Origin of the sequence: Sphingomonas faeni (assembly GCF_030817315.1) — a bacterium.
Lineage (GTDB): Bacteria > Pseudomonadota > Alphaproteobacteria > Sphingomonadales > Sphingomonadaceae > Sphingomonas > Sphingomonas faeni_C.
In genome coordinates this window covers 998,327-1,023,672 of sequence record NZ_JAUSZF010000001.1, presented here as the reverse complement: position 1 = coordinate 1,023,672, position 25,346 = coordinate 998,327, and the positions used below count along the sequence as shown (strand labels likewise).

The window sequence follows — 25,346 nt, the reverse complement described above, 5'->3', positions numbered from 1 at the left end:
ATCGCCCCTTCATCTCGTTCCACCCCGCCCTGGGGACCGCCGCCTAGTGCAGGGTGGAATGGGCGTGCCACGACGAATACGCTCGCGGAAGCCCCCCCTCGTCAGCCTAGCGCGGTCGCCCTATGCCGAGTCATCGTGCCAGCCAGCCGCCGTCGACGGCCAGGATATGCCCCTGAACATAGTTTGCAGCCGCCGACGACAGGAAGACCGCCGCGCCGCCAAGATCGCTCGCATCGCCCCATTTCCCTGCCGGAATGCGGTCGAGGATCGAGCGGTTGCGGGTCTCGTCCGCCTGTAGGGCGGCCGTGTTGTTGGTCGCGATATAACCGGGTGCGATCGCGTTGACGTTGACGCCTTTGCTCGCCCACTCGTTCGCCAGCAGCTTGGTCAGGCCGCCGATGCCCGACTTCGACGCCGTATAGCTCGGCACGCGGATGCCGCCCTGGAACGTCAGCATCGAGGCGATGTTGACGATCTTGCCGCCACCGTTTGCGATCATATGCCGGCCGGCTACCTGGCACAGGAAGAACACGGACTTCAGGTTCGTGTCTATCACCGCATCCCAGTCGGCTTCGGTAAAGTCGACCGCGTCGGCGCGACGGATGATGCCGGCGTTGTTGATCAGGATGTCGAGACCGCCGAGCTTTGCCACCGTCTCGTCGACGACGCGCTGCACCGGTTCGATCGTCGATAAGTCGGCGGACACGATCTCCGCCTTGCGCCCGCGTGCGCGGATCTGTGCAACGGTATCCTCGGCGGGGGTGCGGCCGACGCAGGCGACGTCGGCGCCCGCCGTGGCTAGCGCGACCGCGATGGCTTGGCCGATGCCGGTGTTCGCGCCGGTGACGATGGCGACCTTGCCGGTCAGGTCGAAGGGGTTTGTCATAGGTCCTCGCTGTTCCCCTTCCGCTTGCGGGAGGGGCTAGGGGAGGGGAAACGCGGACCGACGCTTGCGGCACGCCCCTCCCCCGACCCCTCCCGTTGACGGGAGGGGAGAAGATTTACGCCAGCTGGCAGATATCCAGGACGTTCATGTCGGTATAATCCTGGTTCTCACCGGCCATCGCCCAGATGAACGCATACGCCTTCGTCCCCGAACCCATGTGGATCGACCAGGGCGGGCTGATCACCGCCTCCTCGTTCGCCATGACGATGTGGCGGGTCGCTTCGCCTTCGCCCATGTAGTGGAACACGCGGTCCTTCTCGAGATCGTCGAGCTCGAAGTAGAAATAGATTTCGCTGCGACGCTCATGGATGTGCGGCGGCATCGTGTTCCAGACCGAGCCGGGCTTGAGCACGGTCAGCCCCATGACGAGCTGCGCACTGTCGCAGATGCCGGGGATAACCATCTGGTAGATCGTCCGCTCGTTCGACTCCTCGAGGCTGCCGCGCTCCAGCGTGGTGGCATCGCCGACCGAGATCACGCGGGTCGTGAACGCCTTGTGCGCCGGGCACGACGCCAGATAGAAGCGTGCACCATCGCCGGAGAACTGCACGTCCTTCGCGCCCATCGCGACGTACAGGCAGTCCTTGTTGCCGAGCGTGAACGTCTCGCCGTCGACCGTTACGGTGCCGCCGACCTTGCCGACGTTGACGACCGCGAGCTCGCGACGTTCGAGGAACGGGTGACCCGCCGCCGATGCCGGCTCGGCCTGGTCGGGCAGCTTGACGCTACCGCTGGCGACCGCGACACCGCCGATGACGAAGCGTTCAGCATGCGTGTAGTTCAGCACGCACTCGCCGTCGCGGAACAGGTCCTGGATCAAATAGCGGTCGCGCAGTTCGTCGTTGGAAACACACTCCATCATGTCGGGATGCGTGGCGTAGTAGGTGCGATCGTACATAAGGGACTCCGGTCAGGCCGCTTGCGCGACGGAAAAAGGTTCATCGATCCGATAGGCTCGGCGAACGAGGTTCTTTAGGGGTTCGTGCGCCAACTCGGGGGCTTCCCAGTCGCGAGACGGTGCTTCACGGCCGAAGACATCCTGGCCTTCGAGCACTCGATAGTTGTCGCGCACGGGCAGCAGCGAGGTCACCTTGGTAAAGTTCGCATCGTCCGCAAACACGGTCGGATCGGCATGGCTATGCGAGCCGATGGTCGGCAACGCGGCCACCTCGGCGAACCGTGGCCGTACGCTCGCAGACGTTGCCTGTTCCGCCGGGGAAAGGTGGTCCGGATGCAGTTCCAGAGCCTTTGCCATCATCCATCCTCCTTGCCGCTTCGCGCGATCCTGGGCGATCTGGTAACCGGTGTCAGCAAGCCACGCAACCGTCAATCCATTCGGATTTTCAAGTCTCGATGTCGGCCGGCGACGAGACCGAGGCGCGGCGGATCAGCGTCGAGAGGAACAACGACGGCTCCTCGACCAGACCGCTGCCATCGTCGGCACCGGCGATCAACTTCAACGCGGCCGAGCGCGCCATCGACGCGATCGGCCAGCGGACCGTGGTGAGTGGGGGCCAGACATGCGCGGCGATCGGCGTATCGTCGAAGCCGATGATCGACAGGTCGCGCGGAATCTCGAGCCCGCGTTGCCGCGCGGCGTGGATGATGCCCGCCGCCATTTCGTCGTTGGACGAGAAGATGGCGGTCGGCCGCGGCATCACGTCGAGCAACCGCTCCGCCGCGACCAGCCCCGATTCGAACGTGTAGTTCCCATCCGCGATCATGCTGCGGGGCAAGGCGATCCCGGCGGCGGCCAAGGCGTCCTCAAACCCCAGACGCCGCTCACGCGCCGACCGGAACCCGTGCGGTCCCGCCACCAGACCGATCCGACGGTGCCCCTGCTCGATAAGATACTCGGTCGCCGCCCGCACCGCCTCGCGGTCGTTCGACGCGACCATATGCTCGGTATCGTCGATCACGGCCGAACCCATCCGGACGTAGCGACAGCCGATCGAGTCGCAGAGTTTGGCGACGGAATCATTCTCGCTGACGGGCGGCATCAGCAGCACCCCGAACAGCCGCTGCCGTTCCAGGAAATGTCGCAGGTCGTCGAGCATCGTCGCGGATCCGCGATCGAGCGGCCGCACGACCATTTCGAACTCGGTCCCGTGCAACGCCTCGAGCATGCCCTGCTGCACGTTCAGGACGGTCTGCGCATTGGGATTGTCGTGAACGAGCCCGATCAGGAAATTGCGGCGGAGCGCCAGCGCACGCGCCTGCGGATTTGGAATATAGCCGAGCTCGCCGATCACGTCCTCGACCCGCTTGCGCGTATCGTCGTTGAGCAGCGGCGACCGGTTGATCACCCGGCTCACCGTCTTCTTGGAAACCCCGGCGATCCGGGCCACATCGTTGATCGTCGGCTGACCGGTCTTCTGCATTACGCAGACATAGCAGACCCGAGCGAGCCGTCTTGCGGAAAAGCGACAGCCGCCGCATAATGCTGACACCGGTTACCGATACGAGAGGGTGCGATGGCCAAAGCTTTGAGGGTCGATCCGCGCGACGGCGTGGCGACACTGCTCGCCGATGCATCGGCCGGCGATGTCGTCAACGTCGGCGATACCGAGATTGCGCTGGCCGCCGATATCGGTCGCGGACACAAGGTTGCGCTCGCACCGATCGCAGCCGGTGATCCGGTGCTCAAATACGGCTTTCCGATTGGCCACGCAACGCAGGCGATCATGCCGGGCGCGCACGTCCATTCGCACAACCTCAAGACCGGCCTGGAAGGCACCCTCGCCTATCGGTTCGATCCGGTCGATACCGCGTCGGCCCTGCGCGTATCCGCTGCGACGTTTCAGGGTTATGTTCGCGCCGACGGCAGCGTCGGTACGCGCAACGAGATCTGGATATTGTCGACGGTAGGTTGCGTCGCGCGCACGGCCGAGCATATCGCGACCAAGGCCGCCGCGCTGATCGGCGATACGGTCGAGGGCGTCCACGCTTTCACCCACCCCCATGGCTGTTCGCAGCTCGGCCAGGACCTGGAGGGCACGCGGACGATCATGGCGAGCCTCGCATGCCACTCCAATGCTGGCGGCGTGCTGATCGTCGGGCTCGGCTGCGAAGAGAACCAGATCAAGGCGTTGCTCGCAGCGATCCCGGAGTCGCGCCGCGCGATGATCCGCACGTTGACGACGCAGGCCAGCGGCGACGAGATCGCGGAAGGCTGCGCACTGGTCGCCGAACTCGCCGCGCTGGCGAAGGCGGAACGCCAGCCGGTCGGTCTCGATAAGCTCGTGCTGGGAGTAAAGTGCGGCGGGTCTGACGGCCTGTCCGGGCTGACCGCCAACCCGTTGGTCGGCCGGATGAGCGACCGCGTCATTTCGGCGGGTGGCCGGGTGCTTGTGACGGAAATCCCTGAAATCTTCGGTGCCGAACAGATGCTGATGAACCGCGCGGTGAGCGAGCCCGTGTTCGAGCGGATCGTCGAGGTCGTCAACGATTTCAAACGCTACTTCCTCCATCACGGCGAAACGGTGTCGGAGAACCCGTCACCCGGCAACGTCGCCGGGGGCATCACCACGTTGGAAGAAAAGTCGCTCGGCGCGGTGCAGAAGGCTGGCCGTGCGCCGGTTGCCGACGTGATCGACTATGGCGCGCGAATCCGGATGGATGGGCTCACGTTGCTGGAAGCGCCGGGCAACGACGCGGTTTCCTCGACCGCACTGGCGGCGGCGGGCGCGACCGCAATCCTGTTCACCACGGGCCGAGGCACCCCGCTCGGTTTTCCCGTACCGACGATCAAGATCGCGTCGAACACCGACCTCGCCATGCGCAAGCCCGGCTGGATTGATTTCGACGCAGGCGCAGTGCTGGAAGACGGGTTCGCGGCGACTGAGGACGCGCTACTGGCGCGTATCACTGACATCGCGTCGGGGGCCGAAACCGCCGCGGAGCGAAACGGCGAACGCGAGATCGCGATCTGGAAGCGAGGCGTAACGCTATAAGCCAATCGTTTTCAACCGATCTGCGCATACCCGCTTGTCAATGACACCGGTTTCCCATACGCTTCGAAAAAATAGAACGACATGACAGGAGGGGTTCTTGGCGGCACTGCCCGACACGACCGACAACACGACACGGATCGCCAGAACCTTCGTCGAGGCGCGCCGCGAAGGCGGCACCGTTCCCGAATTTCCCGGCGACGTGCCGGTCACGCTCGCCGACGGCTATGCAGTTCAGGATGCTGCGTTGCTGCTTGCTGAGGGTGTCGTCGCAGGCTGGAAGGTGGGCCGGATCAATCCGCCCCTCGATGGCGTCGACCGCCTGACGGGCCCTATCTTCGTCGATCAGGTCGTGACGGCGAGCGCAGACCCGGTCGCGATGCCGGTCTTTGCGCATGGATTTGCGGCCGCCGAGGCCGAGTTCCTGCTCAGGATCGGCACCGCGCCCGACCTCTCCAAGACCCGCTACACCGCGGATGAGGCGCGCGCGATGGTCGACGCGGTGCATGTCGGGATCGAGATCGCGAGTTCCCCCTTTCCCGGTATCAACGCACTGGGACCGACCGTCACCGTGTCCGATTTCGGCAACAACAATGGGCTGGTAGTCGGGGCGGATGCCGAGGGCTGGCGCGAGGGTGACATCAACGACTGGCCGGTCGAACTGTGGATCAACGACGCCTTGATCGGCGCCGCGACGAGTGCGACGATGCTCGACGGACCATTCGGCGCGGTCCGCTATCTGCTCGAACACATGGCGATGCGCGGTATCGCATTGTCGCCGGGACAATGGGTATCGACCGGCGCGGTTACCGGCGTTCATCCGGTCGGGATCGGCGACCGGGTCGAGGCGCGCTTTGACGGACGGTTCGCCGTCCATTGCACCATCAAGGCCCGCTAGAGGCTGCACTAGATAGGAGAGGCCAATGGCGAGCATCAACATGCCGGAGGTGGGCGCGTCCAGCGGGAGCGGCGACGCAGGCATAGGCGGCAATATCGGCCGCTATCGATGGCTGATCTGCAGCCTGTTGTTTGCCGCGACGGCAATCAATTACGTCGATCGGCAGATGATCGGCGTGCTGAAGCCTACCATCTCCGCCGAACTCGGCTGGAACGAGACGACTTACGCCGACGTGATCTTCTGGTTCCAGGCGGCCTATGCGATCGGCTATCTTAGCTTCGGCCGGATCGTCGACGTGCTCGGCGCGCGGATCGGCTATTCGGTCGCATTCGTGATCTGGACGCTTGGGCATACGCTGTGCGGGTTCGCGGGCAACGCGTTCCAGTTCTCGGCGGCGCGCGTCGTGCTCGGCTTGGGGGAGGCCGGCAACTTCCCGGCTGGTATCAAGGCCGTGTCGGAGTGGTTTCCGGCCAAGGAACGTGCGTTCGCGACCGGGGTGTTCAACGCGGGTGCGAACATCGGCGCGGTCATCACGCCGCTGATCGTGCCGATCATCACGATCGCGTTCGGCTGGCGGATGGCGTTCATCATCACCGGCGCGATCAGCCTTATCTGGCTGGTGGCATGGATCGCGATCTATCGTCGTCCGCGCGAAGTGGCGAAGCTTTCGCCCGCCGAACTCTCGCATATCGAGAGCGATCCGGCGGACACTGCGAAGAAGATCGGTTGGCTCAAGCTGCTCGGCTACCGCGAGACCTGGGCCTACGCGCTCGGCAAGTTTCTGATCGACCCGATCTGGTGGCTGTTCCTGTTCTGGACGCCCGATTTTCTTGCCAAGACCTATCATCTAGACCTCAAGAGCTTCGGTCCGCCGCTCGTCGCGATCTATCTGTTGTCCGATCTCGGCAGCGTCGCCGGCGGCTGGTCGTCGTCGAAGCTGATGAAGCGCGGTTACTCCGCCAACTTCGCGCGGAAGGTCACGATGCTGGCCTGCGCGTTCCTGGTGATGCCGATCTTCTTCGCCCAATACGTCGACAATCTCTGGCTGGCCGTCGGGATCGTGGGGCTGGCGACGGCGGCGCATCAGGCGTTCTCGGCGAACCTCTACACGATCCCCTCGGACATGTTTCCGCGTGGCGCGGTGGGATCGGTGGTCGGGATCGGCGGCACGGTAGGGGCAATCGGCGGCATGATGATGGCGAAGTTCACCGGCTACATCCTGCAGACCACGGGCAGCTACACGCTGATCTTCGCGGTCGCCGGCAGCACGTACCTGATCGCGATCGCCGTCGTGCACCTGCTGTCGCCAAGGCTGGCGAGAGTGGACGCTGGCTGACCCCCCGCCCCCTTGTTCCCCGCGAAGGCGGGAGAACAAGCTTTGGACGACGAACACCTGGCCAAATCGCTCAATGCCGATTGGCCCCAAGGAGAGAACAGTGAAGCGTTTCACCACGGTGTCCGTCCTCGCGCTGGCCGTCGCCAGCATCGCGCCCGCCGCCGCGCAGGACGCCACCGGCCTCCTCTTCCGCGCGTCGGCCGACAAGAGCCTCACCGCCGACTACGCCACCGGCGACCCAGTCCCCAACTTTCGCAGCGGCGTCGACATCACCCCGGATGGCGCGATCGGCGGCGCCGCGCGCTGGGCGGACGACGGCTATGTCGCGTGGAAAGCCCCCGGCAACATCCGCGCGGACCGCGGCACGCTCGCCTTCTTCTGGCGCCCCCGCGCGCCTCTCGGCGAAGCCCCCTTCGTGATCTTCCGCACCGGGTTCGCCGACCATTCGAGCTGGGACATGGCGTTCCTCCGGATCGACTGGAACGGCCACGGCTTCGACGCCTTCGTCACCGACGCGAACCTTTCGCGCATCCGCGTCTCCTGGACGATCCCGCAAGCGCCAGCCGCCGACGCCTGGTCGCACATCGCCTTCGCCTGGGACGAAACCGTCGGCGTGCAACTCTACATCGACGGCAGGCTGGTCGCGCGCAAGGACCAGAAGGCCGACCTCGACAGCGGCCTAGACCAGTTCGGCCTGGCCAGCCGCGTCATGTCCCCGCACCAGGTCCAGAGCCGTTACAACTTCATGCGCGGATCGGACCTCGACGAGATCCGCGTCTACGACCGCATCCTCCCCGCCACCGACGTCGCAGCGCTCGCCGAAAAGCGCGAACCGTCCCCCGCGCCCGCGACCGACCCCACCGCAAAGCGCACCGCCTGGCTCCATCGCTACGGCTGGGACAAGACCGCCCCGCCCGTGCTCGACGCCCCCGTCACCCGCGTGCGGAAAGTCGAGTTCGCCGACGCGAAGGACCTCAAGGAATGGATGTGGAAGGGCGTCGATGGCATCGCCGAGACGACCTGGCCGGGCGTCTACAACCGCTCCCGCCTGCCCGGCCGCGACGACTATTTCCAGCTGCCCGACTGGAACACCTATGTCGAAGGCGGCAAGCGCTATGATCTGACCATCCCGCCGAACGAACGCGTCAACCGTGTTGAGGTCCGCGGCGCGGCATACGGCCGGCTCGACTGGAGCGACGGCACCAAGACCACCCTGATCGCCACCCGCGCCCAAGGCACAGTCCGCAGCGTCGACCAGTTTGCCCCGCGCACCGGCGGCACGCTCAGCTTCACCAACACGATGCAGGAGCAACCGATCCAGGAACTCTGGGCCTATGACGTCGGCGCAGGCACGGAACCCGCCGGCAGCTTCAAGCTCTCCTACACCGTCGACGCCGCCGCCTCTCCCAACCTCGCAGCCCTCGCCCCGCTCAACGCCTACATCGCCGGCCGCTTCGCACCGGACGAGCGCAGCACCGTCGTCGCCATGCCCTCCGCCGGCCTGAAAGCCGCAGTCGGCGCAGGCACCGGCGGCGCATCCGGCGCCCCCGTCCGCCACGAGAATGCCGCCCCAATCGTCCACATCCTGATCCCGGCAAGCTTCGGCGACGCGCTCCCAGACCGCCCGCTCGCCCGCGCGTTCGATTACGGCTGGCAGAACCTCAACGACGGCCTCGACGGCATCGCAATCGACATCCCCGCGCTGAAGGCCAAGCCCAACGCCGCCGGCCTGATCCCCCTCAACATCCGCGTGAAGGACCCGATCTGGCCGGGCCGCGACATGATCGACCTCTCCGTCTCGGTCCGCCCGAACGAAGCGCGCACGCTCTGGCTCGACCTGCGCGACCGCATTCTCCCCAACGACAGCCTCTATCTGACGATCGCCAGCGCAGCCCCGGACTTCGACGCCACCGCGCTGAACGGTGCCAAGATCCGTCTCGTCTTCAAACCCCGCGCCGCCGCCCTGCCCGAGCACATCGCCGACCGCATGGCGCAGGTGAAGGACAATTGGGGCTTCCTCGTCGAGGAACATACCGCGTCCAAACGCGCCGGCCTCTACCAGCGCCTGTTCGCCGACATCTCCGACCTGCTCCGCGTCGACCCCGACAACGCGCGCGCCCGCGCTTACTGGGCCGACATCAATTATCGCCCCGAGAACCTGCCCGCCTTCGTCCAGCCGGTCGCTCCCGCAGGCGTCCCCCTCTGGGCCTTCCGCCAACTCGAAGATCTGAAGCGCGTCCGCCAATTCGTCACCTGGTGGATCGACGAACGCCAGGTCCCCTACGGCGATTTCGGCGGCGGCATCTCCGACGATACCGACCTGACTCAACAATGGCCGGGCCTCGCGCTGATGGGTGTCGAGCCCGACAAGATCAACGCCTCGCTCCGCGCGCTGTCGGACGCGGTCTACAAGAACGGCATGATCGTGAACGGCCTCGGCTACATCACCGCCGACGAACTCCACGCCTACGAAGAGGGCCTGAACAGCAACGCCGAACGCCTCTATCTCAACTGGGGCGAACCCAAGGCCGTCGAGCGCCTGATGGACAACACCCGCGCCCTGCAGACCGTGATCCTCAAGAACCCCGCCGGCCACATGCACTTCGCCAGCAACTGGTATGGCGGGCGTAAGATGTACCGCGAGGGCGCATGGGAATGGCAGAAACCCTATGCCTTCACCGTCATGCACGGCCCGATGCTGGTCGGCCTCTACAACGCCAACCCGCTCGCCCGCGCCCTGGTCACCGGCGTGATCGACGGCTGGATGGCACACGGCAAGCAGGCTCCGGATGGCAGCTGGAGCTATCCCAACGAGATCAACTGGCGCACCGATGCCGAGCGAGTCGGCGACGGCGGCGGCATCACCACGTCGCTCCAGGCGACCTGGGCGGCGTGGCGCTACACCGGCGACGCTAAATACCTCCGCCCGATCGAGGCGCGCCTCGCCAAGGCCGGCCCCGGCGCGCTGGCCGAGTTCAACGAGAACGCCTTCGACGCACTCCCCGGCGGTGCCGCCGCGCGCAAGAAACTGGCGGAGAGGAAGTCAGACGACCCGTTCGCCCGCTACACGGCTTGGGCTGCATCAGGCGACACCGCGTCGCTGGAAGCGCTCCACGCGGATGCGATCGCCGACAAGTCCCAGCACATGGACATCTATACCGAGGGCCATTGGTGGAGCGACCGCGTCGACCAGCCGAGTGAGATCCTCCAACGCGAACGCCTGGGTGGCGTAGCGTTGCGCCGCAACCAGAGCTGGCCTGGTAATACGGTGAGTTGGCGCTTCGCCGAACCGGGCGCAGCCGAGCGCGTCGCGATCCTGCTCCCGGGCGCCACGCCGACGAAGTTCCGCGTCATCGCCTACAACACCACTGACCACGCCCAGCGCGCGACGATGTCCACCTGGACCGTCACCGCAGGCCGCTGGTCGATGCAGGCGTCGAGCAGTTCGGATGGCGGCAAGACACTCACACCGATCGGTGGCGCGCAGTCGATGGCGCTCGAACGCAGCGCGCATACGGACGTGACGTTCGCACCGGGCACGACGGTGTTCGACTTCGACTTGGTCGAAGCGGGAACCCCGGTAGACGAGCGCGCGGACCTCGGCATCGGTACCGACGATGTCGTCGTGAAGGGGCGCAATGTCGGCGTCACCGTCCACAGTCTCGGTGCAAGGGACGCGAAGGGCGGTCATGCGGATCTGGTCGACTTGACGGGCAAGGTGGTGGCAACCACGAGCATCCCGCCGCTAGCCGCCCCGCTCGACCTACGGCCAAGGACCACTACCGTGAAGCTGGCGATCCCGGCCCGCATCGATCCCGCAACGCTGGCCGTCCACGTCGCGCTGACCGGTGAAGAACCCGAGATCACGCAGGCCAACAATCGCATCCCGCTGCCCCGCTAATGAGCATTGTTTCTCGCAACATCCCTCTCGACTTCGCCCAACCCGAACGGAGGGGGCGAGAATGACTCCAAGCCGCAGAAATGTGCTCGCCGGGCTAGTTTCGTCAGCCTTCGTCCCCGCGAATGTTCGCGCCCAGTCGATCACGCCCTTGCGCCAAGCCCTTGATGCAGCCGCCGCCACCGACCCTGACGAAGCGCTCCGCCTGCTAGCACCCTTCAACGCAGAGGGCCTGCAACCCACCGACCGTCTCGACCTGACCACTGCCCGCGCCGGTCTCACGATCGACGCCGCCATCGCACGGTCCGCGTTCGGCCGCACCGGGCGCAGCCCCTACCGCGTCACGCCGACGACCGGCGCATGGAAGGCCGCACGCCTCGATCCCGCCAAGATCGACGCCGACACTGCTGCAATCCTAGCGGACGCCGAGGCCGGAATCATTCTCCCCCGCCTATCCCTCGACCGCACCGTAGACGCGCTCCGTACCGCTCCCGAGAACCCCGCGATCGACCGCCAGATATCGACGCTCGAAGGCCTGCGAGACATCGCGCCTTCCGCCCCCGGCGTCGGCCGGCTACGGGGCGGCGCGGACTGGTACGCTCTGCAACTCCAACGCTCGCTCGGCACCATGACGCCGCCCTATGCCGAACGCCGCCTATTCGCCGAACTGAACCGCCTCCACGCCCGCGCGGCGAGGCTGTTCGATCAGGTCGGTGCGCCCAAGGGTGCGATCGCAGAGCGTTACGGCAAACTCTGGCGCGACGATCGCTTCCTCTACAACGACAGCGATGCCGGCCATGCGGAGGCAATCGCCGACATGAACCGGATGCTCGCCACCGCCCGCAGCCGTATCCGGGCGATGTTCGGCGATCTCCCGCAATGGTCCTTGAACGCAACAGCCCGCCCGCTATCCCACCAGGAGATCGGCAGCGGCCGCGGCGGGTATCGTGAATTGCCCACGCCGACCCGACCGGGCGCGTATGTCGTCGATTTGAAGGACATCCGCCGCCGCCCCCGCTGGACTCTCCCAAGCGTCGTCGCGCATGAATTGCTCCCCGGTCACATGATCCAGCTCGGCCTAGAAAGCGCCACCCCGCCCCACCCGCTCCGGATCGACTATGCCTCTGCGTTCGTCGAAGGCTGGGGCATCTACGCCGAGCAACTCGCGGAACGGGCCGGTGCCTATGCCGATCCGCACGACGAACTTGGGCACATCCACTGGCTGCTCTTTCGCGTATCCCGCGCGCTCGTCGATCTGGGTGTTCACCTCCACGGCTGGTCGATCGACCATTCCCGCGAGCGCTTGATCGAATGGCAGGGCAAACCGGCATATTTCGCCCCTTTCGACGTCGAGCTCGCGCGCATTCCCCTCGAACCCGCCTCGCGTGTCGCCGAAGCCATGGCTTGGCTCACGATCGCCGATAACGGCCATGACACACCGTCGATCCCGTATAATCACGAGATGGTGGCCTACGGGCGTAGGAGAATTTAACGGACACTTTGAGCGTCAGGCCGCCGTCTTTGTGCTACGGCGCGGATAGTCGATCCCCGAGCTTACGCGTTCTTCACTGGAATATCATATCCGCATTCTCATACTCGTCATGTTCGCTGTCCTGACCGGTTGCAAGGAGGGCAAGCGACCCAATTCGTTCGAGACCGGGAACGAGCAGGCAAATTCTGCAACGCCTCCGACCTATAGCGGCATCCCGAAGGACGAGGCTAAGAAGTAGGCGATCGCGGCGTCATGCCGCCAACGGAGAACCCTGATGCTTACCCTTGCCTTGGCTTTCGCTCTTGCTACCTCGCCTGAACTCGACCGCTGCTTGAACACCGGCGATGCGGCGCGCGGCGTGACCGTAGCGATTGCGGCGTGTTTCGGAGCGGACTATCGGCGCGCGGACGCACGGCTGAACGCAACCTACCGTGCGACGATGAAGCGGCTGCCTGCAAGGCGCCAAGCGGCATTGCGAACGTCGCAGCGCGGCTGGATCAGGCAGCGCGACAGTGCCTGTCCACTCGACCGGAGCAATGGCGCCGGCACGATCGAACGGCTGAACCATCCGGCTTGCCTGACGAAGCAGACCGATCGACGCACCGCCTGGCTCGCGCGCTTTCGCTGATGCGTCGAAGAGCCGTGGCCTGCGTCCCGCGGATCAACCCGGCTCCATGACCGCCAACAGATCGTCGACGTCGCCCACCGCGAACGCCGAGAATTCGTCGCCGATCGCGTACGGCAGCAATATGCGACGATCCCGGATCAACGCGCCACAGCTATAGGTCACGTTCGGCACATAGCCGCCGCGTTGTTCCGCGCTCGGGAACAGCAAGGGCGAAGCCGTGCGCGCCAGCACCTTGGACGGATCGTCCTTGTCGAGCAGACAGGCACCGATGCAATATCCGCGGACCATGCCGACGCCGTGCGTGAAGACGAGCCAGCCCTCGTCGATCTCGATCGGCGACCCGCAATTGCCCAACTGGACGAATTCCCAGGGATATTTCGGCGCCATGATCGGCGCCCCGGTTTCCCACGTGTAGAGGTCGTCCGACCGCAGCAACCAGATGTTCTCGCTGTCCTGCCGACCCAGCATCACGAACTGGTTATCGATCCGCCGGGGGAACAGTGCCATGCCCTTATATCCCGTCATCGCTCCGGCCAGCGGTCTCATCTCGACCGTGCGCAGGTCGATGCCGCGCAGGATCTCCTGCCGTGCATCCTTGCCGTCGAAGGCGGTGTACGTACCGATGACGCTGCGGACGCCGTCGTGATCGGTGAAGTTGACCAGCCGGAGATCCTCGATACCCTGGCGCTGGCTGGGCAGGACCGGGAAGATGACGGTTTCCGACGCGTCCTGGCTGTCTTCGCATAGCAGGCGGACCCAGCCATCGGTCTGGCGTTCGATTTGGGGCGGTACGCCGTGAGCGCTCGGCGGGTCGATCACCAGTCGATCGCCCGGACCCCATTCACCGGTCCGAAACGTGATCGACGAAATATGTCCCTCGCCGATCCCTCGCAGCGACATGACGAAGCGTATCGCACCGGGAACCGAGGGCTCCTCGTCGCTCAGTGCGACGATACTCGGATTGAACAGCGCCGCCGACTCGAACGCATATTCCTGACTGAAATAGGCGCCGATCAGAAGCCGCTCGTCGTCGTCGACCTCGCCCTCCCCTATGTCCTCTCGCACCTCTTCGAAGCGGCGAAGCAACACCTGCTCGACGTTGCGATGGCGTTCCCGCATCGGGGTCAGCAACAGGTCGCGCATCCGTTCGCGCATCGTATCGTCCAGCGCACGAATGCGGTCCACGACGACCTCGCTGCGCGGTGGGTGATCCGCCTCGAACGCTGGCGGGTAGCCGAAGCTGAACGGCCGGATCACGGTGCGTGATGGATCGGGCTTCAATTCGACGTCGAGCGTCGTGAAGACATCGGCAGCATTCATCGGCATCGGCCCCTCGGATACAGTCGCGAACGGAAGCTCGCGTCGAAGAGCTAACGATACTGAGCCGGTCGCGATCCATTCTGGCGACAGGCTAACGGTTTAGCCTCACGCTTCCGGCGGTGGAGGACGTCGGTTTTGATCCAGAAACCGCTGCGTTGGGCGACAGGCGACGCCGATGGATTCGACCAGCCCCGTCAGATAAACCGGCTTTCCTCGGTATACTTCAGTTCCAGATACCGCCCCTGCACGGCAATTTCGTCGAGGGTGCTTTGCTGCAGCAAGGTATTCGCCCGAGCAAGCTCCGAGTCGATCAGTTGCAGACCGTTTACCAGGTGATCGTCGGGCGTGCGGCCGTCGGCGTGAGGTTCACGTCGTGCAGAAATCGGCACCGCGCGCCAACTCTCGACCAAACTCGGTAGTTCTACCGCAACCAGCTTGCGGATCGACGCCGCCGCAGGGCTGCGTGGGTCCAACCTGTCGAGGCGTGGTGCCAGATCATCGAACCGGCGACTCATCGCATCGGTGAGATGAAGGGCGGCTTGCGGCATGCCACGGCGTTGCGCGGCGAGCCAGACGACGGTGTGCTCCGCCAGGTTAGGGAGTGTTGCTTGTGCCAAGGCCTCCCGCCCCGGTGCGCGAGGCGTGGCGCGGACGAAGACCAGCGTGGTCAACATCAGCATCAGGGCCGCGGCGATGGCGGTCGCGACGCCGACGGATGCGATGGCGGCGAGCAGCGCCCAAGCCATCAACGATGCTATGGCCGCCAGGATCAACCGGACCATCAGGCGCCGCTGCCGCCGCGCTTTCGCCTCGCGTTCACGGCGCGCTTGTTCGCGTCCCTCGGGCGACATCCGGCGAAGCAAGTCTTCGGCGTGGGTAAGCCCGATATCGGCAAAGCCGGCCGCGACGTTGCGCACGCGGTAGCTGATCGGCTCGGACTGACCGGTATCTTCGTTCATTCGGACAGGATGGCGGTTCTTGCCAATCAGGTCCATTCCTCATCGCACGATGCAGCAGGCCACTTGCGACCGGCCGCGCCGCATCAGAAACTGGTTATGGTCTGGCGGGGGGTGCGGTAGATGATGGCGATCCATCATCGGGAGCGTTTATGCATCGCCGTCAATTTCTTGCATCCACCAGCCTCTTGTCCGCATCCGTAGCCTTGCCTGGCATCGCCTACGCAGCCGCAAGGGGGCGCGAGGATGATTTTCGTGCCATGCTCGATCGCTTCTTCTACGCGCGACTGGACGACAGCCCCGAGCAGGCGACGTCGCTTGGCCTCGACACGGGGCCGCGGGCGTCATTGAAGTCGAGACTCGACGACACGTCGCGGGCTGGTCAGGCGCGACAGTTCGCGCGGGCGAGGCAGGAACTGGCCTCCCTGAAAACCGTACGCCGCGATGCGTTGAGCGAAGCGGCGCAGCTCGACTATGATGTCGTGAAATATGGCCTGGACCGGGTGATAGCAGGAGAGCGCTATGCATTTGGCACCAGCGCGGGCCGGTACGCACCGTATGTCCTGACGCAGTTGACCGGTGCCTATCGCGACGTGCCGGACTTTCTCGCCAACCAGCACAGGATCGCGAACGCCTCGGATGCCGACGCCTATGTCGCTCGCGTGCGGGCGTTCGCTGGCGCAATCGACGTCGAAACCGAACGTCAGCGCGAAGACGCCGCCAAGGGCGTATTCGCTCCCGACTACATCCTGGATACCACGCTCAAGCAGCTTGCGTCGGTGCGGGACAAAGCGCCTGACGCCTCGGGTATCGTGACGGACCTCGCCGCCAAGCTGAAGGCTGCCAATCTACCGCCAGAACGTGCCGCGACCGTGGCGAAGCTGCTGGGCGAGCAGGTGTATCCCGCGCTGGATCGGCAACGGGCGCTGGTCACGGAATTGCGCGGACGCGCGGTGCACGATGCCGGGGTCTGGCGTCTGCCTGACGGCGATGCCTATTACGCGGCTGCGGCGAGTGCGGCGACCACGGTCGAGATGACCGGCGACGATATCCACAAGCTCGGCCTGGCACAGGTGGCGGAGATCGGTGCCCGCATCGATGGCATCCTGAAGCGGCAAGGACTGACCCAGGGCAGCGTCGGCGAACGACTGGTGGCGCTGAACAAGCGTCCCGATCAACTCTATCCGAACACCGATGCAGGCCGAGACGCGCTGCTGGAGCAACTGCGCGGCCAGATCACGGCGATGACGAAGCGCCTGCCCGAGCAGTTTCCCGTTCTACCGAAGGCGCCCGTCGAAGTCCGTCGAGTCCCCGAGGCGATCCAGGCCGGTGCGCCGGGCGGCTACTACCAGTCCGCGTCCCTCGATGGATCGCGACCGGCCATCTACTTCATCAACTTGCGCGACACGTTCGATCGCCCCAAGTTCGGGCTGGGAACGCTGAGCTACCACGAAGCGGTGCCGGGGCATCATCTTCAGGTCATGTCGGCGCTGGAAAGCGAGAACATCCCCCTCATTCGCCGCCGCGGCTTCTACTCCGGTTATTCCGAAGGCTGGGCATTGTACGCCGAGCAACTGGCGGACGAGATGGGCATGTACGACGGCAATCCGCTAGGTCAGGTCGGATACCTCCAGTCGTTGTTGTTTCGCGCCACCCGCCTCGTGGTCGACTCCGGCATGCACGCCAAACGCTGGAGCCGCGAGAAGGCGACCGACTATCTGATCGCAACCACGGGCATCGCTCGCGGTCGCAGCCAGGGCGAGATCGACCGTTACACGGTCTGGCCGGGACAGGCCTGCAGCTACAAGATCGGGCATACCGTCTGGGTGAAGTTGCGAGACGAGGCAAAGCGCAAGGCCGGCGCGAACTGGGACCCGAAGGCTTTCCACCAGATACTGGCGATGGGTGCCATGCCGCTGGCGGTCTTGGAGCAAGTGGCGCGCAAGCAGATGTCGTAAGCCGATATGATATCGGAGATCCAGTAACCTTAGTGCTTACCAAAGGAAGTCATATGCGATCGATACTCCTGCTCGGTGCGTGCCTCATGGTATGCGCGTGCGGCTACGGATCGAAGGAGCCGACCGTCATCGATGGAGCAAATGCGGAGACGTTCAGTCGAACGTTGAGCGCGGCGAAGGCCGACCTCGGGCCAAAGGACCGGCTGAAGTTCGAGGCGGCGCTATCCGAGTTCAAGGCGCGAACCTTCGCCAAGGCGGATACCCGCGCAGACTACCAACGCATGCTGCGCAAAGGGTTGGACGGGCTGACTGCGCCTCGCGTCGTCAGCCAGTTCGATCGGGATGTCGACCGGGTCGGAGGCCAGGCCGCGGACGCGGTATTCGAGGCGAAGCGTGCCTTGAACGGCAAGGAGCGTCCGGCCGATCGTCGTTCCGAATAACGCGCGATGTCGGCAGTAGGTTGATGGGCGCAGGCTGGCTCGATCTTTCATTGGCATCACGTCCGGGGGTGAACGCGATCACCCTGGATGCGTTGAGCGCGTACTCCCGGCTGGGTAATCCCGGCTGGGGAGACACTTCTCGAAGCGGAGCAGGACGCCGACATGCCGAAACCCTTTACCATCGCCGTTCCGGACGAACGCCTTGCCTCCATTCGCGCGAAGGTAGCGGCGTTCGACTGGGGGGCAGTCCCGGATGCAGGGGGCTGGCAATCCGGCGTCGGTCTCGCCGATCTCAAGCGGCTCGTCGACTATTGGCAAACGCGGTACGATTGGCGAGCTCAGGAACGGCGCATGAATGCCTTCCCTCAGTTTACCGCAGACGTACGCGGGCAGCGTCTCCACTTCGTCCATGTGCGCGGGGACGGATCCCGATTGCCTCTATTGCTGCTGCACGGTTGGCCGAGCTCGTTCCTCGAGTTCGAAACGCTAATCGCGCCGCTCGTCGCCGATGGTCACGATGTCGTCGTTCCCTCGCTTCCGGGTTACGCGTTCTCGGGAAAGCCCGCCTCCCCGATCGGACCGCGACAGACCGCGGAGTTAATGCATGACCTTATGGTCGAGCTGTTCGGTGGGGGGCGCTATCTGATCCAGGGCGGCGACTGGGGCGCAGCGATCGGCGCGTGGATGGCATATGGCCATCCCCGGGCGGTGGCCGCGCTTCACCTCAACATGCTGCTGATCCAAGCCGAAGATGCCACCCCGAAAGCGCCTGCCGAGCTTGCCTGGGCCACTCGACGGGCCGAACTGGCAAAGGAGGAAACGGGCTATTCGCAGGAGCAGGGAACGCGCCCGCAGACGTTGGGTATCGCCATGTCGGACAGCCCCGTCGGGGTGGCGGCATGGATCCTCGAGAAGTTCGGCGCGTGGGCCGACGTGCCTAGGGACGAACACGGCAGGCCTGATCTCTGGCAAGCGTTCGACGAAGATGTGCTCCTGAACACCATCATGCTGTATCTGGTCGAGGGATCGTTCGTGACGTCGACGTGGATGTATCGCGGTCGTGTGCTCGAGGGATCGGGCAAGTTCCCCAAGGGCACGCGGATCAAGGTCCCGACCGCCGTCGCGGCGTTCGCCGATCCGGTGTTCCCGCCCCCACCGCGTTCGCAAGCTCGCAAGACCTACGACATCGTTCAATGGACGGAGATGGAGGCTGGCGGCCATTTTGCGGCACTGGAACAGCCGGAGTTGCTGCTGGCCGACATGCGAAAGTTCTTTGGCCACAAGCGGGCGATGGCGAAGACTTCACACCCGTCCACCGCGTTCCGCGTGACGGGGATCGTCGCAGCGACGCTGGGGGTAGCCGCCCTGTGTACCCGCCTCGCGGCGAAACGCGGCGATTGGGAATGAAGAGGCTCAGAGTCATTGCCGCGGCCTGAAATGGCAACTCGCGTTACCGAGGCAATGTCTTTCGGCCGATCGCGGACAGACTACGGAATGTGATCGACCATCGCGGTCGGTCCATTTCGACGATGCTGTGTTCCCAATCATGCCGGACGGGACCGCTGAGGTGATAGGCGGCGCGCGGGACGAGCGGAGCCGACGCCCGTTCGAAGCCGACCTCCCGTCGACGTCTGAAGCGCATGGTCGCGGGCTCGCCGAGCGAAATCCCGATCACGTCTTCATACACTGGACGGTCGCGATGCCAGCCGATGCCCGCACCCGGGTCGTACCGTATCAGCAACGCCTGGATCAGGAGCAGCGGGTCCAGCCGTGCGAAACGCGCCGCCCGGTCCCTGATCGGCAACAGCCAGTCGGGCATAGGCTCCGCCGCAACCGGCCGTCCCGCCTCGAAATCATACGCCCAGCCAAATGAGGTCGTCAGGCGCTTGCCGGTCCAGCCCTGGAACTTGAACGGCGTCGGATCCGTCGCATCGATCCGCTCGATCAGCATCCGCTCCTCGTCCCGGTCGACGATATCGGGCATCGTGTGCAGTCCGGGCAGGACCGGCGTACCGAACAGGTCGAGCATCATGCCCCCATGACCGCGGCGAAGATCGGCAGTTCCTCGCGTTGCAACTCCGGTACATCGGCAAAGTTCGACACCGTCACGCCGACGAGCCTGATTGCTTTTTGGGACGGAAATACCGACCGTACGAGGTCGAGGGAGGCACGTTGCAAATCCTCCCGGGTCATCACGACCGTCGGCTGGCTGCGGCTGCGCGTGATCTGCTGGAAATCTGCATATTTGATTTTGACGGTGACCGTCCGCCCGAACGCCTGACGCCGTTCGCACCAGCCCCACACATCGTCGGCCATGCTCGATACGCCGGCTTCGATCTCGCCCTCGTCGGTGAGATCGCGGTCGAAGGTCGTTTCCGAACCGGACGACTTGCGGACCCGGTCGGCACTGACCGATCGCCCGTCACGTGCCCTAGCAATGCCGTAATACCACTCGGCAGAACTCCCGAAATGGCGCCGTAGGAAGTCCAGCGACTGAGCGCGAAGATCCGCCCCCGTCTCGATCCCGAGCCGCTTCATTTTGGCTGCGGTCACCGGACCAACGCCGTAGAACCGGGCGACCGGCAGCGTCTCGACCCATGCAGGCCCCATCTCTGGCGTGACGGCGAACTGGCCGTTCGGCTTGCGGTGATCGGAGGCGATCTTGGCGAGGAATTTATTGTACGAGATACCCGCCGATGCCGTCAGCCCGGTTTCGCGGAATATCTCCGCGCGGATCGCCTTGGCGGTCATCCAGGCAGTTGGAAGCCCCGCCTTGTTGTCGGTAACGTCGAGATAGGCCTCGTCGAGCGACAATGGCTGGACCAGGTCGGAGTAGCGCGCAAACACCGCATGGATCTGACGCGACACCTGCTGATAAACGTCGAAGCGGGGCGGCACGAATATCAGATTCGGACAGCGCCGTAGCGCCGTGACCGAGGGCAAGGCGGACTTTACCCCATAGTCCCGCGCTTCGTAGCTGGCAGCCGCCACGACACCCCGGGCGCCGGCATGACCAACGGCGACCGGCAGGCCTCGCAGCGCCGGGTTGTCCCGCTGCTCCACGGACGCAAAGAAGGCATCCATGTCGACATGAATGATCTTTCGGATATGCCCATCGACCATAAGCGCGCCTTACCGCTAAACGAACGAATAGGGAACATGCAATGAGACTCCGCTCGAACGTAATTTGAAGGTTGAGAGCGCTTCGGCACTGCGTCGGCCGGATGGAGCGTGTTAAGCCGTGACAGGAGTTTGTCAGTGGAAAAGATCGGGTTTGGTGGTGGGTGCCATTAGTGCACCGAGGGGGTCTTTCAGAGCTTGAAAGGGGTCGCCCAGGTAGACCAGGGCTTCATCCGGTCCGAGGCACCGTCCGACGCCTGGGCGGAAGGGGTAATCGTCCATTTCGACCCGGCGATCATCACCTTGCCCGTGCTGGTCGAAGTCCACCTCAGGACGCATTCGGCGGTAGGAACCTACTCGCCGGACGGCAGGTATCGCAGTGCGATCTATGTCTTCGATCCCGGTCAGCATTCTGAAGCTGCGAAGTCGATCGCCCAGTTCGCACTCGCTCAAGACGAGATTGCCCGGACGACCGTACTTTCTCTAGTCGGCTTCAAACCATCCGACGCACGCTACCAGAACTACTATCGAACCGATCCGGAAAGGCCGTTCTGCCGCCGGTACATCGATCCCAAGCTCCAATATATCCGTGAGCATTTTTCGGAGATAGCGGTTCCCAGTCCCGCGGATTGTGAACCTTAGGCCGTACGTCCCGTTAATCGCCGAAGCGCGAGTTTGGCCGGCGGTGACGCTGTACCGGCACTAAGACACCTCGCTGGCTAAAAGTTAGACGGCATCCATCCCTCACGACCCAATATCGTCGTCAGGAAGATGGATGCCGGTCGATCACGCCGACTGCGGGATGATGCTGATCATGTCTTCCTCGGACGGCTCCTTTGCAGGCTTCAGCTTCAGCGCTTGATCCGGCTCTACGTGACGGGTGCGCGTCATAGGGTCGAGCGTCACGGTTTCACCCGTCTCGAGCGACCGCTCGATCGCCGCCAGCACGCGCATGTCGAGCAACCCCTCTTCGCCGTCGGCTTCCGGCTGGAGGTCGTTCAGGATACAGTTCGAGAAATACTGAGTCTCGTTGCCGAACTGTTCGACCGGATCGAAGCTGTGTTCCTTGCTGCCGGCACTCGTCTTCTCGACATAGGAAATGCCGACCTTCGGACCGAACATGAAGGCCGGCGATGCGTGGATGCTGGCCTCCGTTCCGACGAGCTCGAAGAATTCCGACGAGGCCGTAGCGTAGCTGACGGTGAACTGTGCCGTTCGCTCGTTCGGGAAGCGCAACGTGACGGCTACGGTGTCATGGAAGTTGAACCCGCGCTCGGGCGTCTTCGCACCCACCGCGTGGACGGCGATCGGCTCCTGACCGAACAGGTTGCGGACCGCGTTGAGCGGGTACGTGCCCATGTCCGGCACGGGGCCACCCCAATAGCCGTTGTGCCCGCGGGAATTGGCTTCCGCCACGTTCTGCGCGAACACAGACACGAAGCTGCGCAGTTCGCCGAACTCGCCGGCCCGCGCCCGGGTTATCATCTCGACGGTACCGGGCTCGTTATGAAGCCGGTACGCGATCATCAGTTTCGCCCCGCCCTTCTTCTGTGCCGCGATGATCTGCTCGGCTTCGGCAACGCTGGACGCCATCGGCTTTTCGAGCAGGATGTGGATGCCGGCTTCCAGGGCGGGCACCGCGTATTGCAGATGCAGGAAATTCGGCGTCGCGACATAGACCGCGTCGATCTCGCCGGATTGCAGCAGCTCGCCATATTGCTCGTACGACCATGCCTTGATGCCATAGAGCTTAGCGAGCTTGTCCGCCTTCACCGGATCGCCGGTCACGAGCGCGGTCAGCTCGGAATTGTCCGTGCGTCCGATACCCGGCATGAATGCCTGCTGAGAGATCTGGCCACCGCCGACGACGGCGTACCGCACCTTCTTCTTATGCCCGAACATATCGGTCCTTCGATGTAGAGCTTGGGATGCCAGACAACGAAGAGCGCCCGCGATCGTTGCGTTTGCGCGATCACCGGTACGCGATTGAGCTACGCGAGTTGAACGCGATCGCGGCCTAGCCGCTTGGCTTCGAACAGAGCGCGATCCGCCTCGCTTACCATGGCGCCCAAGGACCCGGCATCGTCGGCGGACCAGCTGCCGATGCCGAAGGACATCGTCACGGGGCCCAGCCTGCGTCCGTTACACTCTACCGTCAGGTCCCGCAGGGCGACACGAAGCGCTTCCGCCCGGTTTTGGATGAGGCTCGACGGCGCGCCGGGGGCGATCACCATGAACTCTTCGCCGCCGTAGCGGCACACGATGTCGCCGTCGCGAAACTGCGATTGGATAAGGGCAGCGACGGCAGCAAGCAGTCGATCCCCGGCCTCGTGCCCATGGCTGTCGTTGAACCGCTTGAAATGGTCGATATCGCACATGATGATCGACAGCGGCGTCCTGCCTCGCTTGGCACGCGCGGTCTCCAGCGCCAGCGCCTCTTCCATATAGCGTCGATTGAACAGCTTGGTGAGCGGATCGCGGATCGACTGCTCGCGAAGGCGGGAACGAAGGTTGTCGTTGACCAGTGCGAGGGCAACGCTTTCCTTGAGCATACCGATGCGGAAGCGGTTTTCGTCGGCGATGACCCCTTCGACGTAGAGCAACCCGAGCACCTCGCCGCCGGCGAGCAACGGCTCGCAACATCGCACGACGGGGTCCGGTCCCGCCGCATGAGGACAGATGAGGTCGGTACCCGATGCGTCGACGGAATGGGTTTGCCCGCGTCGGAGTGCCCAGCAGTTGCCGGGTTGAAACGTCTCCGGCCTCGCTTGGGGATCGCCCCAGCTTGCCGTCCTGATCAGCATGTTGCGCGAGTGGTTGTGCAGGTACAGCGCGCCGGAGAGACCCGGCATCACTTGTGGCAGGAAGCAGTCGAGAACTTCCGACAATTCGCCGTCGTTCTGGATCGCCTGGAGCCGTTGCGACATCTCGCTCAAGACCTGGACCGACTGCTGTCGCGTTTCCTGGCGGTCGTTGATCGTGCCTAGTCGGTCTGCCATCTCGTTATAGGCCGATGCCAAGCGCCTGAACTCGATACTGCTCACGTTGGTGTCGGCACGGGCATCGCGATCGCCGGCCCCGAAACGCGTGACGACATCGAGGAGGTCGGCAAGAGGGCGCGAAATACTGATACGAACGAACCAGGCGATCCCACCGATCAGCAGCACCAGCAGCGGAAACCCATAGAGCAGCAACGCCTTGGATTCCGCGACCTTCGTTTGAGCCTGGGCGGCCCGGCGCGACAGAAGCTGGCGTTCCTCCATCCGCATCGCGTCGACCTGTTGCTTCAGGGCCGTCATGAGGATGCGGCCGCGCAGCCGTTCCTTCGGATTTGGGATGCTGGTGGTCGGGTTTGCCAACGTGCGTTGCTCGGCAGCCGACATGACGAGCGCCTTCTCGTCGGTCAGTTGCGCCAGTCGCGTGGCGCGAGCACGCTGGACCGGGTTATCGGTGACCAGGTTCTTCAGTCTGACGGCCAGGATCCTGGCTTCGACCAGATCGCCGTCGAAACCGGCGATGTAGCTTGTATCCCTCGTCATCAGATAGCCGCGCAATCGGGATTCTGCCTGGGTGACCCGGCTCTCGATCCCATCCAGGCTGATGATGACCTCCTGCGAATGGCTGACCCAGTCGAATGCCTGCCTGGAGTGGGCGCTGCTCTCGAGCATCATCAGCCCGAGCAAGAGCGCAGCCAGGGCCGTAAGACCCGCAACCCCGTAGATCCGCATTTCAAGCAGGCGAAAGGCTTTCACAGCAGCGAGCGCCCGGCCGATGCAGGGCTCAGGCGCGCGAGTAGCTCACCCGCCAGATCGTTCGCCGTCATCGCCAACACATGTTCCAAACTATCCGGGCGAAACACCCTGCCCGCCCGGCTCTCCTACCGAAAATCAACGCGTTGCGAACCGTTGATCTTTACCAGAATGCGAAACATTTCCTGTAAAGGCCATGATCTACCCAAATCGTCGATGCCACTACCATATGAACTGGCCGAGTAGCTGCTGGTCCTTTAATATAAGAGATCTTAGTGGTTTACGGTCAATTCGCAGCGGATCGCGACAACCGGGCCTGAAGAAACTTCTGCGCATCGACCATGCATGCTTCGACGGCCGATATGCCCTTCGCGGTCAGGCCTATCACGTCGTCGAGGTTGCCCTGTCCGTCGCCGTTGACCAGGTCTTCCCCGTGCAACACCATGATCCAACGGCTGCCGGCGGACGTTGGGGCTTCGGCAACTTCGAGCACGTCGCGTCCGGTCATCCGACGTCCATCGGCATCCGCCACGAAAAGCGCCAACAAGATATTCCAGGCGGTCTCGGAAAGCACGGCCTGGGGTAGGTGATCCGCACGCATACGGCGCAACTCGAAAACGCTACGCGCCAGCGCAGTTGCCTCGTCATGCCTGTT

20 protein-coding genes and 1 pseudogene are annotated in these 25,346 nt (G+C 64.3%); 10 read left to right on the top strand and 11 right to left on the bottom strand.

From position 1 onward, the window contains the following. Positions 1 to 130 precede the first annotated feature (130 nt). From kduD to QFZ54_RS04765, 4 genes are all read right to left on the bottom strand, one after another. On the bottom strand, positions 131 to 886 hold the full coding sequence (kduD, locus tag QFZ54_RS04780) for a 2-dehydro-3-deoxy-D-gluconate 5-dehydrogenase KduD (RefSeq protein WP_307084915.1): 756 nt from the start codon (positions 884 to 886) through the stop codon (positions 131 to 133). 115 nt (positions 887 to 1,001) lie between these two features. Then, positions 1,002 to 1,844, bottom strand: a complete 843-nt coding sequence (gene kduI, locus QFZ54_RS04775) for a 5-dehydro-4-deoxy-D-glucuronate isomerase (protein ID WP_307084913.1) — start codon at positions 1,842 to 1,844, stop codon at positions 1,002 to 1,004. Between the two features lie 12 nt (positions 1,845 to 1,856). Then, a complete protein-coding gene (locus QFZ54_RS04770) occupies positions 1,857 to 2,276 on the bottom strand; it encodes a hypothetical protein (RefSeq protein WP_307084911.1) in 420 nt (139 codons plus the stop codon). A gap of 13 nt (positions 2,277 to 2,289) precedes the next feature. Next, on the bottom strand, positions 2,290 to 3,327 hold the full coding sequence (locus tag QFZ54_RS04765; protein WP_307084909.1) for a LacI family DNA-binding transcriptional regulator: 1,038 nt from the start codon (positions 3,325 to 3,327) through the stop codon (positions 2,290 to 2,292). Between the two features lie 93 nt (positions 3,328 to 3,420). On the opposite strand from QFZ54_RS04765, the gene QFZ54_RS04760 reads away from it, so the two are divergent. The 6 genes from QFZ54_RS04760 (at position 3,421) to QFZ54_RS04735 (ending at position 13,148) form a co-directional block, all read left to right on the top strand. Next, a complete protein-coding gene (locus tag QFZ54_RS04760) occupies positions 3,421 to 4,899 on the top strand; it encodes a UxaA family hydrolase (protein WP_307084907.1) in 1,479 nt (492 codons plus the stop codon). A 97-nt stretch (positions 4,900 to 4,996) separates the two neighbouring features. Next, positions 4,997 to 5,794, top strand: a complete 798-nt coding sequence (locus QFZ54_RS04755) for a 2-keto-4-pentenoate hydratase (RefSeq protein WP_307084905.1) — start codon at positions 4,997 to 4,999, stop codon at positions 5,792 to 5,794. Between the two features lie 25 nt (positions 5,795 to 5,819). After that, a complete protein-coding gene (locus tag QFZ54_RS04750; RefSeq protein ID WP_307084901.1) occupies positions 5,820 to 7,130 on the top strand; it encodes an MFS transporter in 1,311 nt (436 codons plus the stop codon). 73 nt (positions 7,131 to 7,203) lie between these two features. After that, on the top strand, positions 7,204 to 11,031 hold the full coding sequence (locus QFZ54_RS04745; RefSeq protein WP_307084899.1) for a LamG-like jellyroll fold domain-containing protein: 3,828 nt from the start codon (positions 7,204 to 7,206) through the stop codon (positions 11,029 to 11,031). A gap of 61 nt (positions 11,032 to 11,092) precedes the next feature. Then, complete coding sequence (locus tag QFZ54_RS04740; protein WP_307084897.1) at positions 11,093 to 12,520, top strand: DUF885 family protein; 1,428 nt, start codon at positions 11,093 to 11,095, stop codon at positions 12,518 to 12,520. A gap of 274 nt (positions 12,521 to 12,794) precedes the next feature. Then, positions 12,795 to 13,148: a lysozyme inhibitor LprI family protein gene (locus tag QFZ54_RS04735; protein WP_307084895.1), complete on the top strand. Its 354-nt coding sequence runs from the start codon at positions 12,795 to 12,797 to the stop codon at positions 13,146 to 13,148. 33 nt (positions 13,149 to 13,181) lie between these two features. On the opposite strand, the gene QFZ54_RS04730 is transcribed toward QFZ54_RS04735, so the two are convergent. Further along, on the bottom strand, positions 13,182 to 14,468 hold the full coding sequence (locus tag QFZ54_RS04730; RefSeq protein WP_307089267.1) for a glycoside hydrolase family 130 protein: 1,287 nt from the start codon (positions 14,466 to 14,468) through the stop codon (positions 13,182 to 13,184). A gap of 194 nt (positions 14,469 to 14,662) precedes the next feature. Next, positions 14,663 to 15,463, bottom strand: a complete 801-nt coding sequence (locus QFZ54_RS04725; protein ID WP_307084893.1) for a hypothetical protein — start codon at positions 15,461 to 15,463, stop codon at positions 14,663 to 14,665. Positions 15,464 to 15,576: 113 nt separating this feature from the next. Between QFZ54_RS04725 and QFZ54_RS04720 the strand changes: the two genes are divergently transcribed. The 3 genes from QFZ54_RS04720 to QFZ54_RS04710 all read left to right on the top strand — a co-directional run bounded on the left by QFZ54_RS04720 (position 15,577) and on the right by QFZ54_RS04710 (position 19,229). Then, positions 15,577 to 17,382: a DUF885 domain-containing protein gene (locus QFZ54_RS04720; RefSeq protein ID WP_307084890.1), complete on the top strand. Its 1,806-nt coding sequence runs from the start codon at positions 15,577 to 15,579 to the stop codon at positions 17,380 to 17,382. Positions 17,383 to 17,435: 53 nt separating this feature from the next. Beyond that, positions 17,436 to 17,822, top strand: a complete 387-nt coding sequence (locus QFZ54_RS04715) for a hypothetical protein (RefSeq protein WP_307084889.1) — start codon at positions 17,436 to 17,438, stop codon at positions 17,820 to 17,822. A 162-nt stretch (positions 17,823 to 17,984) separates the two neighbouring features. Then, a complete protein-coding gene (locus QFZ54_RS04710; RefSeq protein WP_307084887.1) occupies positions 17,985 to 19,229 on the top strand; it encodes an epoxide hydrolase family protein in 1,245 nt (414 codons plus the stop codon). A 43-nt stretch (positions 19,230 to 19,272) separates the two neighbouring features. On the opposite strand, the gene QFZ54_RS04705 is transcribed toward QFZ54_RS04710, so the two are convergent. Then, positions 19,273 to 19,854, bottom strand: a complete 582-nt coding sequence (locus QFZ54_RS04705; RefSeq protein WP_307084885.1) for an alpha-ketoglutarate-dependent dioxygenase AlkB — start codon at positions 19,852 to 19,854, stop codon at positions 19,273 to 19,275. Then, complete coding sequence (dinB, locus tag QFZ54_RS04700) at positions 19,851 to 20,945, bottom strand: DNA polymerase IV (RefSeq protein WP_307084883.1); 1,095 nt, start codon at positions 20,943 to 20,945, stop codon at positions 19,851 to 19,853. The genes QFZ54_RS04705 and dinB overlap by 4 nt, the downstream gene beginning before the upstream one ends. Positions 20,946 to 21,128: 183 nt before the next feature. On the opposite strand from dinB, the pseudogene QFZ54_RS04695 reads away from it, so the two are divergent. Next, positions 21,129 to 21,584 (top strand): annotated as a pseudogene (locus QFZ54_RS04695) (peptide-methionine (S)-S-oxide reductase); the annotation flags it as partial. Positions 21,585 to 21,728: 144 nt separating this feature from the next. Here QFZ54_RS04695 and QFZ54_RS04690 read toward each other — a convergent pair. The 3 genes from QFZ54_RS04690 to QFZ54_RS04680 all read right to left on the bottom strand — a co-directional run bounded on the left by QFZ54_RS04690 (position 21,729) and on the right by QFZ54_RS04680 (position 25,235). Further along, entirely contained in the window at positions 21,729 to 22,844 is a 1,116-nt protein-coding gene (locus tag QFZ54_RS04690) for a Gfo/Idh/MocA family protein (RefSeq protein WP_307084881.1), read from the bottom strand. A gap of 89 nt (positions 22,845 to 22,933) precedes the next feature. After that, a complete protein-coding gene (locus QFZ54_RS04685) occupies positions 22,934 to 24,694 on the bottom strand; it encodes a sensor domain-containing diguanylate cyclase (protein ID WP_307084880.1) in 1,761 nt (586 codons plus the stop codon). Between the two features lie 283 nt (positions 24,695 to 24,977). Then, the gene (locus QFZ54_RS04680; RefSeq protein ID WP_307084878.1) at positions 24,978 to 25,235 is read right to left on the bottom strand and encodes a hypothetical protein; all 258 of its coding nucleotides are present in this window, start codon (positions 25,233 to 25,235) and stop codon (positions 24,978 to 24,980) included. Between the last annotated feature and the right edge of the window lie 111 nt (positions 25,236 to 25,346).

Bases quoted from the DNA above. Each gene is read 5' to 3' on its own strand.
- kduD (WP_307084915.1), bottom strand. From the start codon at position 886: ATGACAAACCCCTTCGACCTGACCGGCAAGGTCGCCATCGTCACCGGC.
- kduI (WP_307084913.1), bottom strand. From the start codon at position 1,844: ATGTACGATCGCACCTACTACGCCACGCATCCCGACATGATGGAGTGT.
- QFZ54_RS04765 (WP_307084909.1), bottom strand. From the start codon at position 3,327: ATGCAGAAGACCGGTCAGCCGACGATCAACGATGTGGCCCGGATCGCC.
- QFZ54_RS04760 (WP_307084907.1), top strand. From the start codon at position 3,421: ATGGCCAAAGCTTTGAGGGTCGATCCGCGCGACGGCGTGGCGACACTG.
- QFZ54_RS04750 (WP_307084901.1), top strand. From the start codon at position 5,820: ATGGCGAGCATCAACATGCCGGAGGTGGGCGCGTCCAGCGGGAGCGGC.
- QFZ54_RS04745 (WP_307084899.1), top strand. From the start codon at position 7,204: ATGCCGATTGGCCCCAAGGAGAGAACAGTGAAGCGTTTCACCACGGTG.
- QFZ54_RS04740 (WP_307084897.1), top strand. From the start codon at position 11,093: ATGACTCCAAGCCGCAGAAATGTGCTCGCCGGGCTAGTTTCGTCAGCC.
- QFZ54_RS04735 (WP_307084895.1), top strand. From the start codon at position 12,795: ATGCTTACCCTTGCCTTGGCTTTCGCTCTTGCTACCTCGCCTGAACTC.
- QFZ54_RS04730 (WP_307089267.1), bottom strand. From the start codon at position 14,468: ATGAATGCTGCCGATGTCTTCACGACGCTCGACGTCGAATTGAAGCCC.
- QFZ54_RS04725 (WP_307084893.1), bottom strand. From the start codon at position 15,463: ATGGACCTGATTGGCAAGAACCGCCATCCTGTCCGAATGAACGAAGAT.
- QFZ54_RS04720 (WP_307084890.1), top strand. From the start codon at position 15,577: ATGCATCGCCGTCAATTTCTTGCATCCACCAGCCTCTTGTCCGCATCC.
- QFZ54_RS04715 (WP_307084889.1), top strand. From the start codon at position 17,436: ATGCGATCGATACTCCTGCTCGGTGCGTGCCTCATGGTATGCGCGTGC.
- QFZ54_RS04710 (WP_307084887.1), top strand. From the start codon at position 17,985: ATGCCGAAACCCTTTACCATCGCCGTTCCGGACGAACGCCTTGCCTCC.
- QFZ54_RS04705 (WP_307084885.1), bottom strand. From the start codon at position 19,854: ATGATGCTCGACCTGTTCGGTACGCCGGTCCTGCCCGGACTGCACACG.
- dinB (WP_307084883.1), bottom strand. From the start codon at position 20,945: ATGGTCGATGGGCATATCCGAAAGATCATTCATGTCGACATGGATGCC.
- QFZ54_RS04690 (WP_307084881.1), bottom strand. From the start codon at position 22,844: ATGTTCGGGCATAAGAAGAAGGTGCGGTACGCCGTCGTCGGCGGTGGC.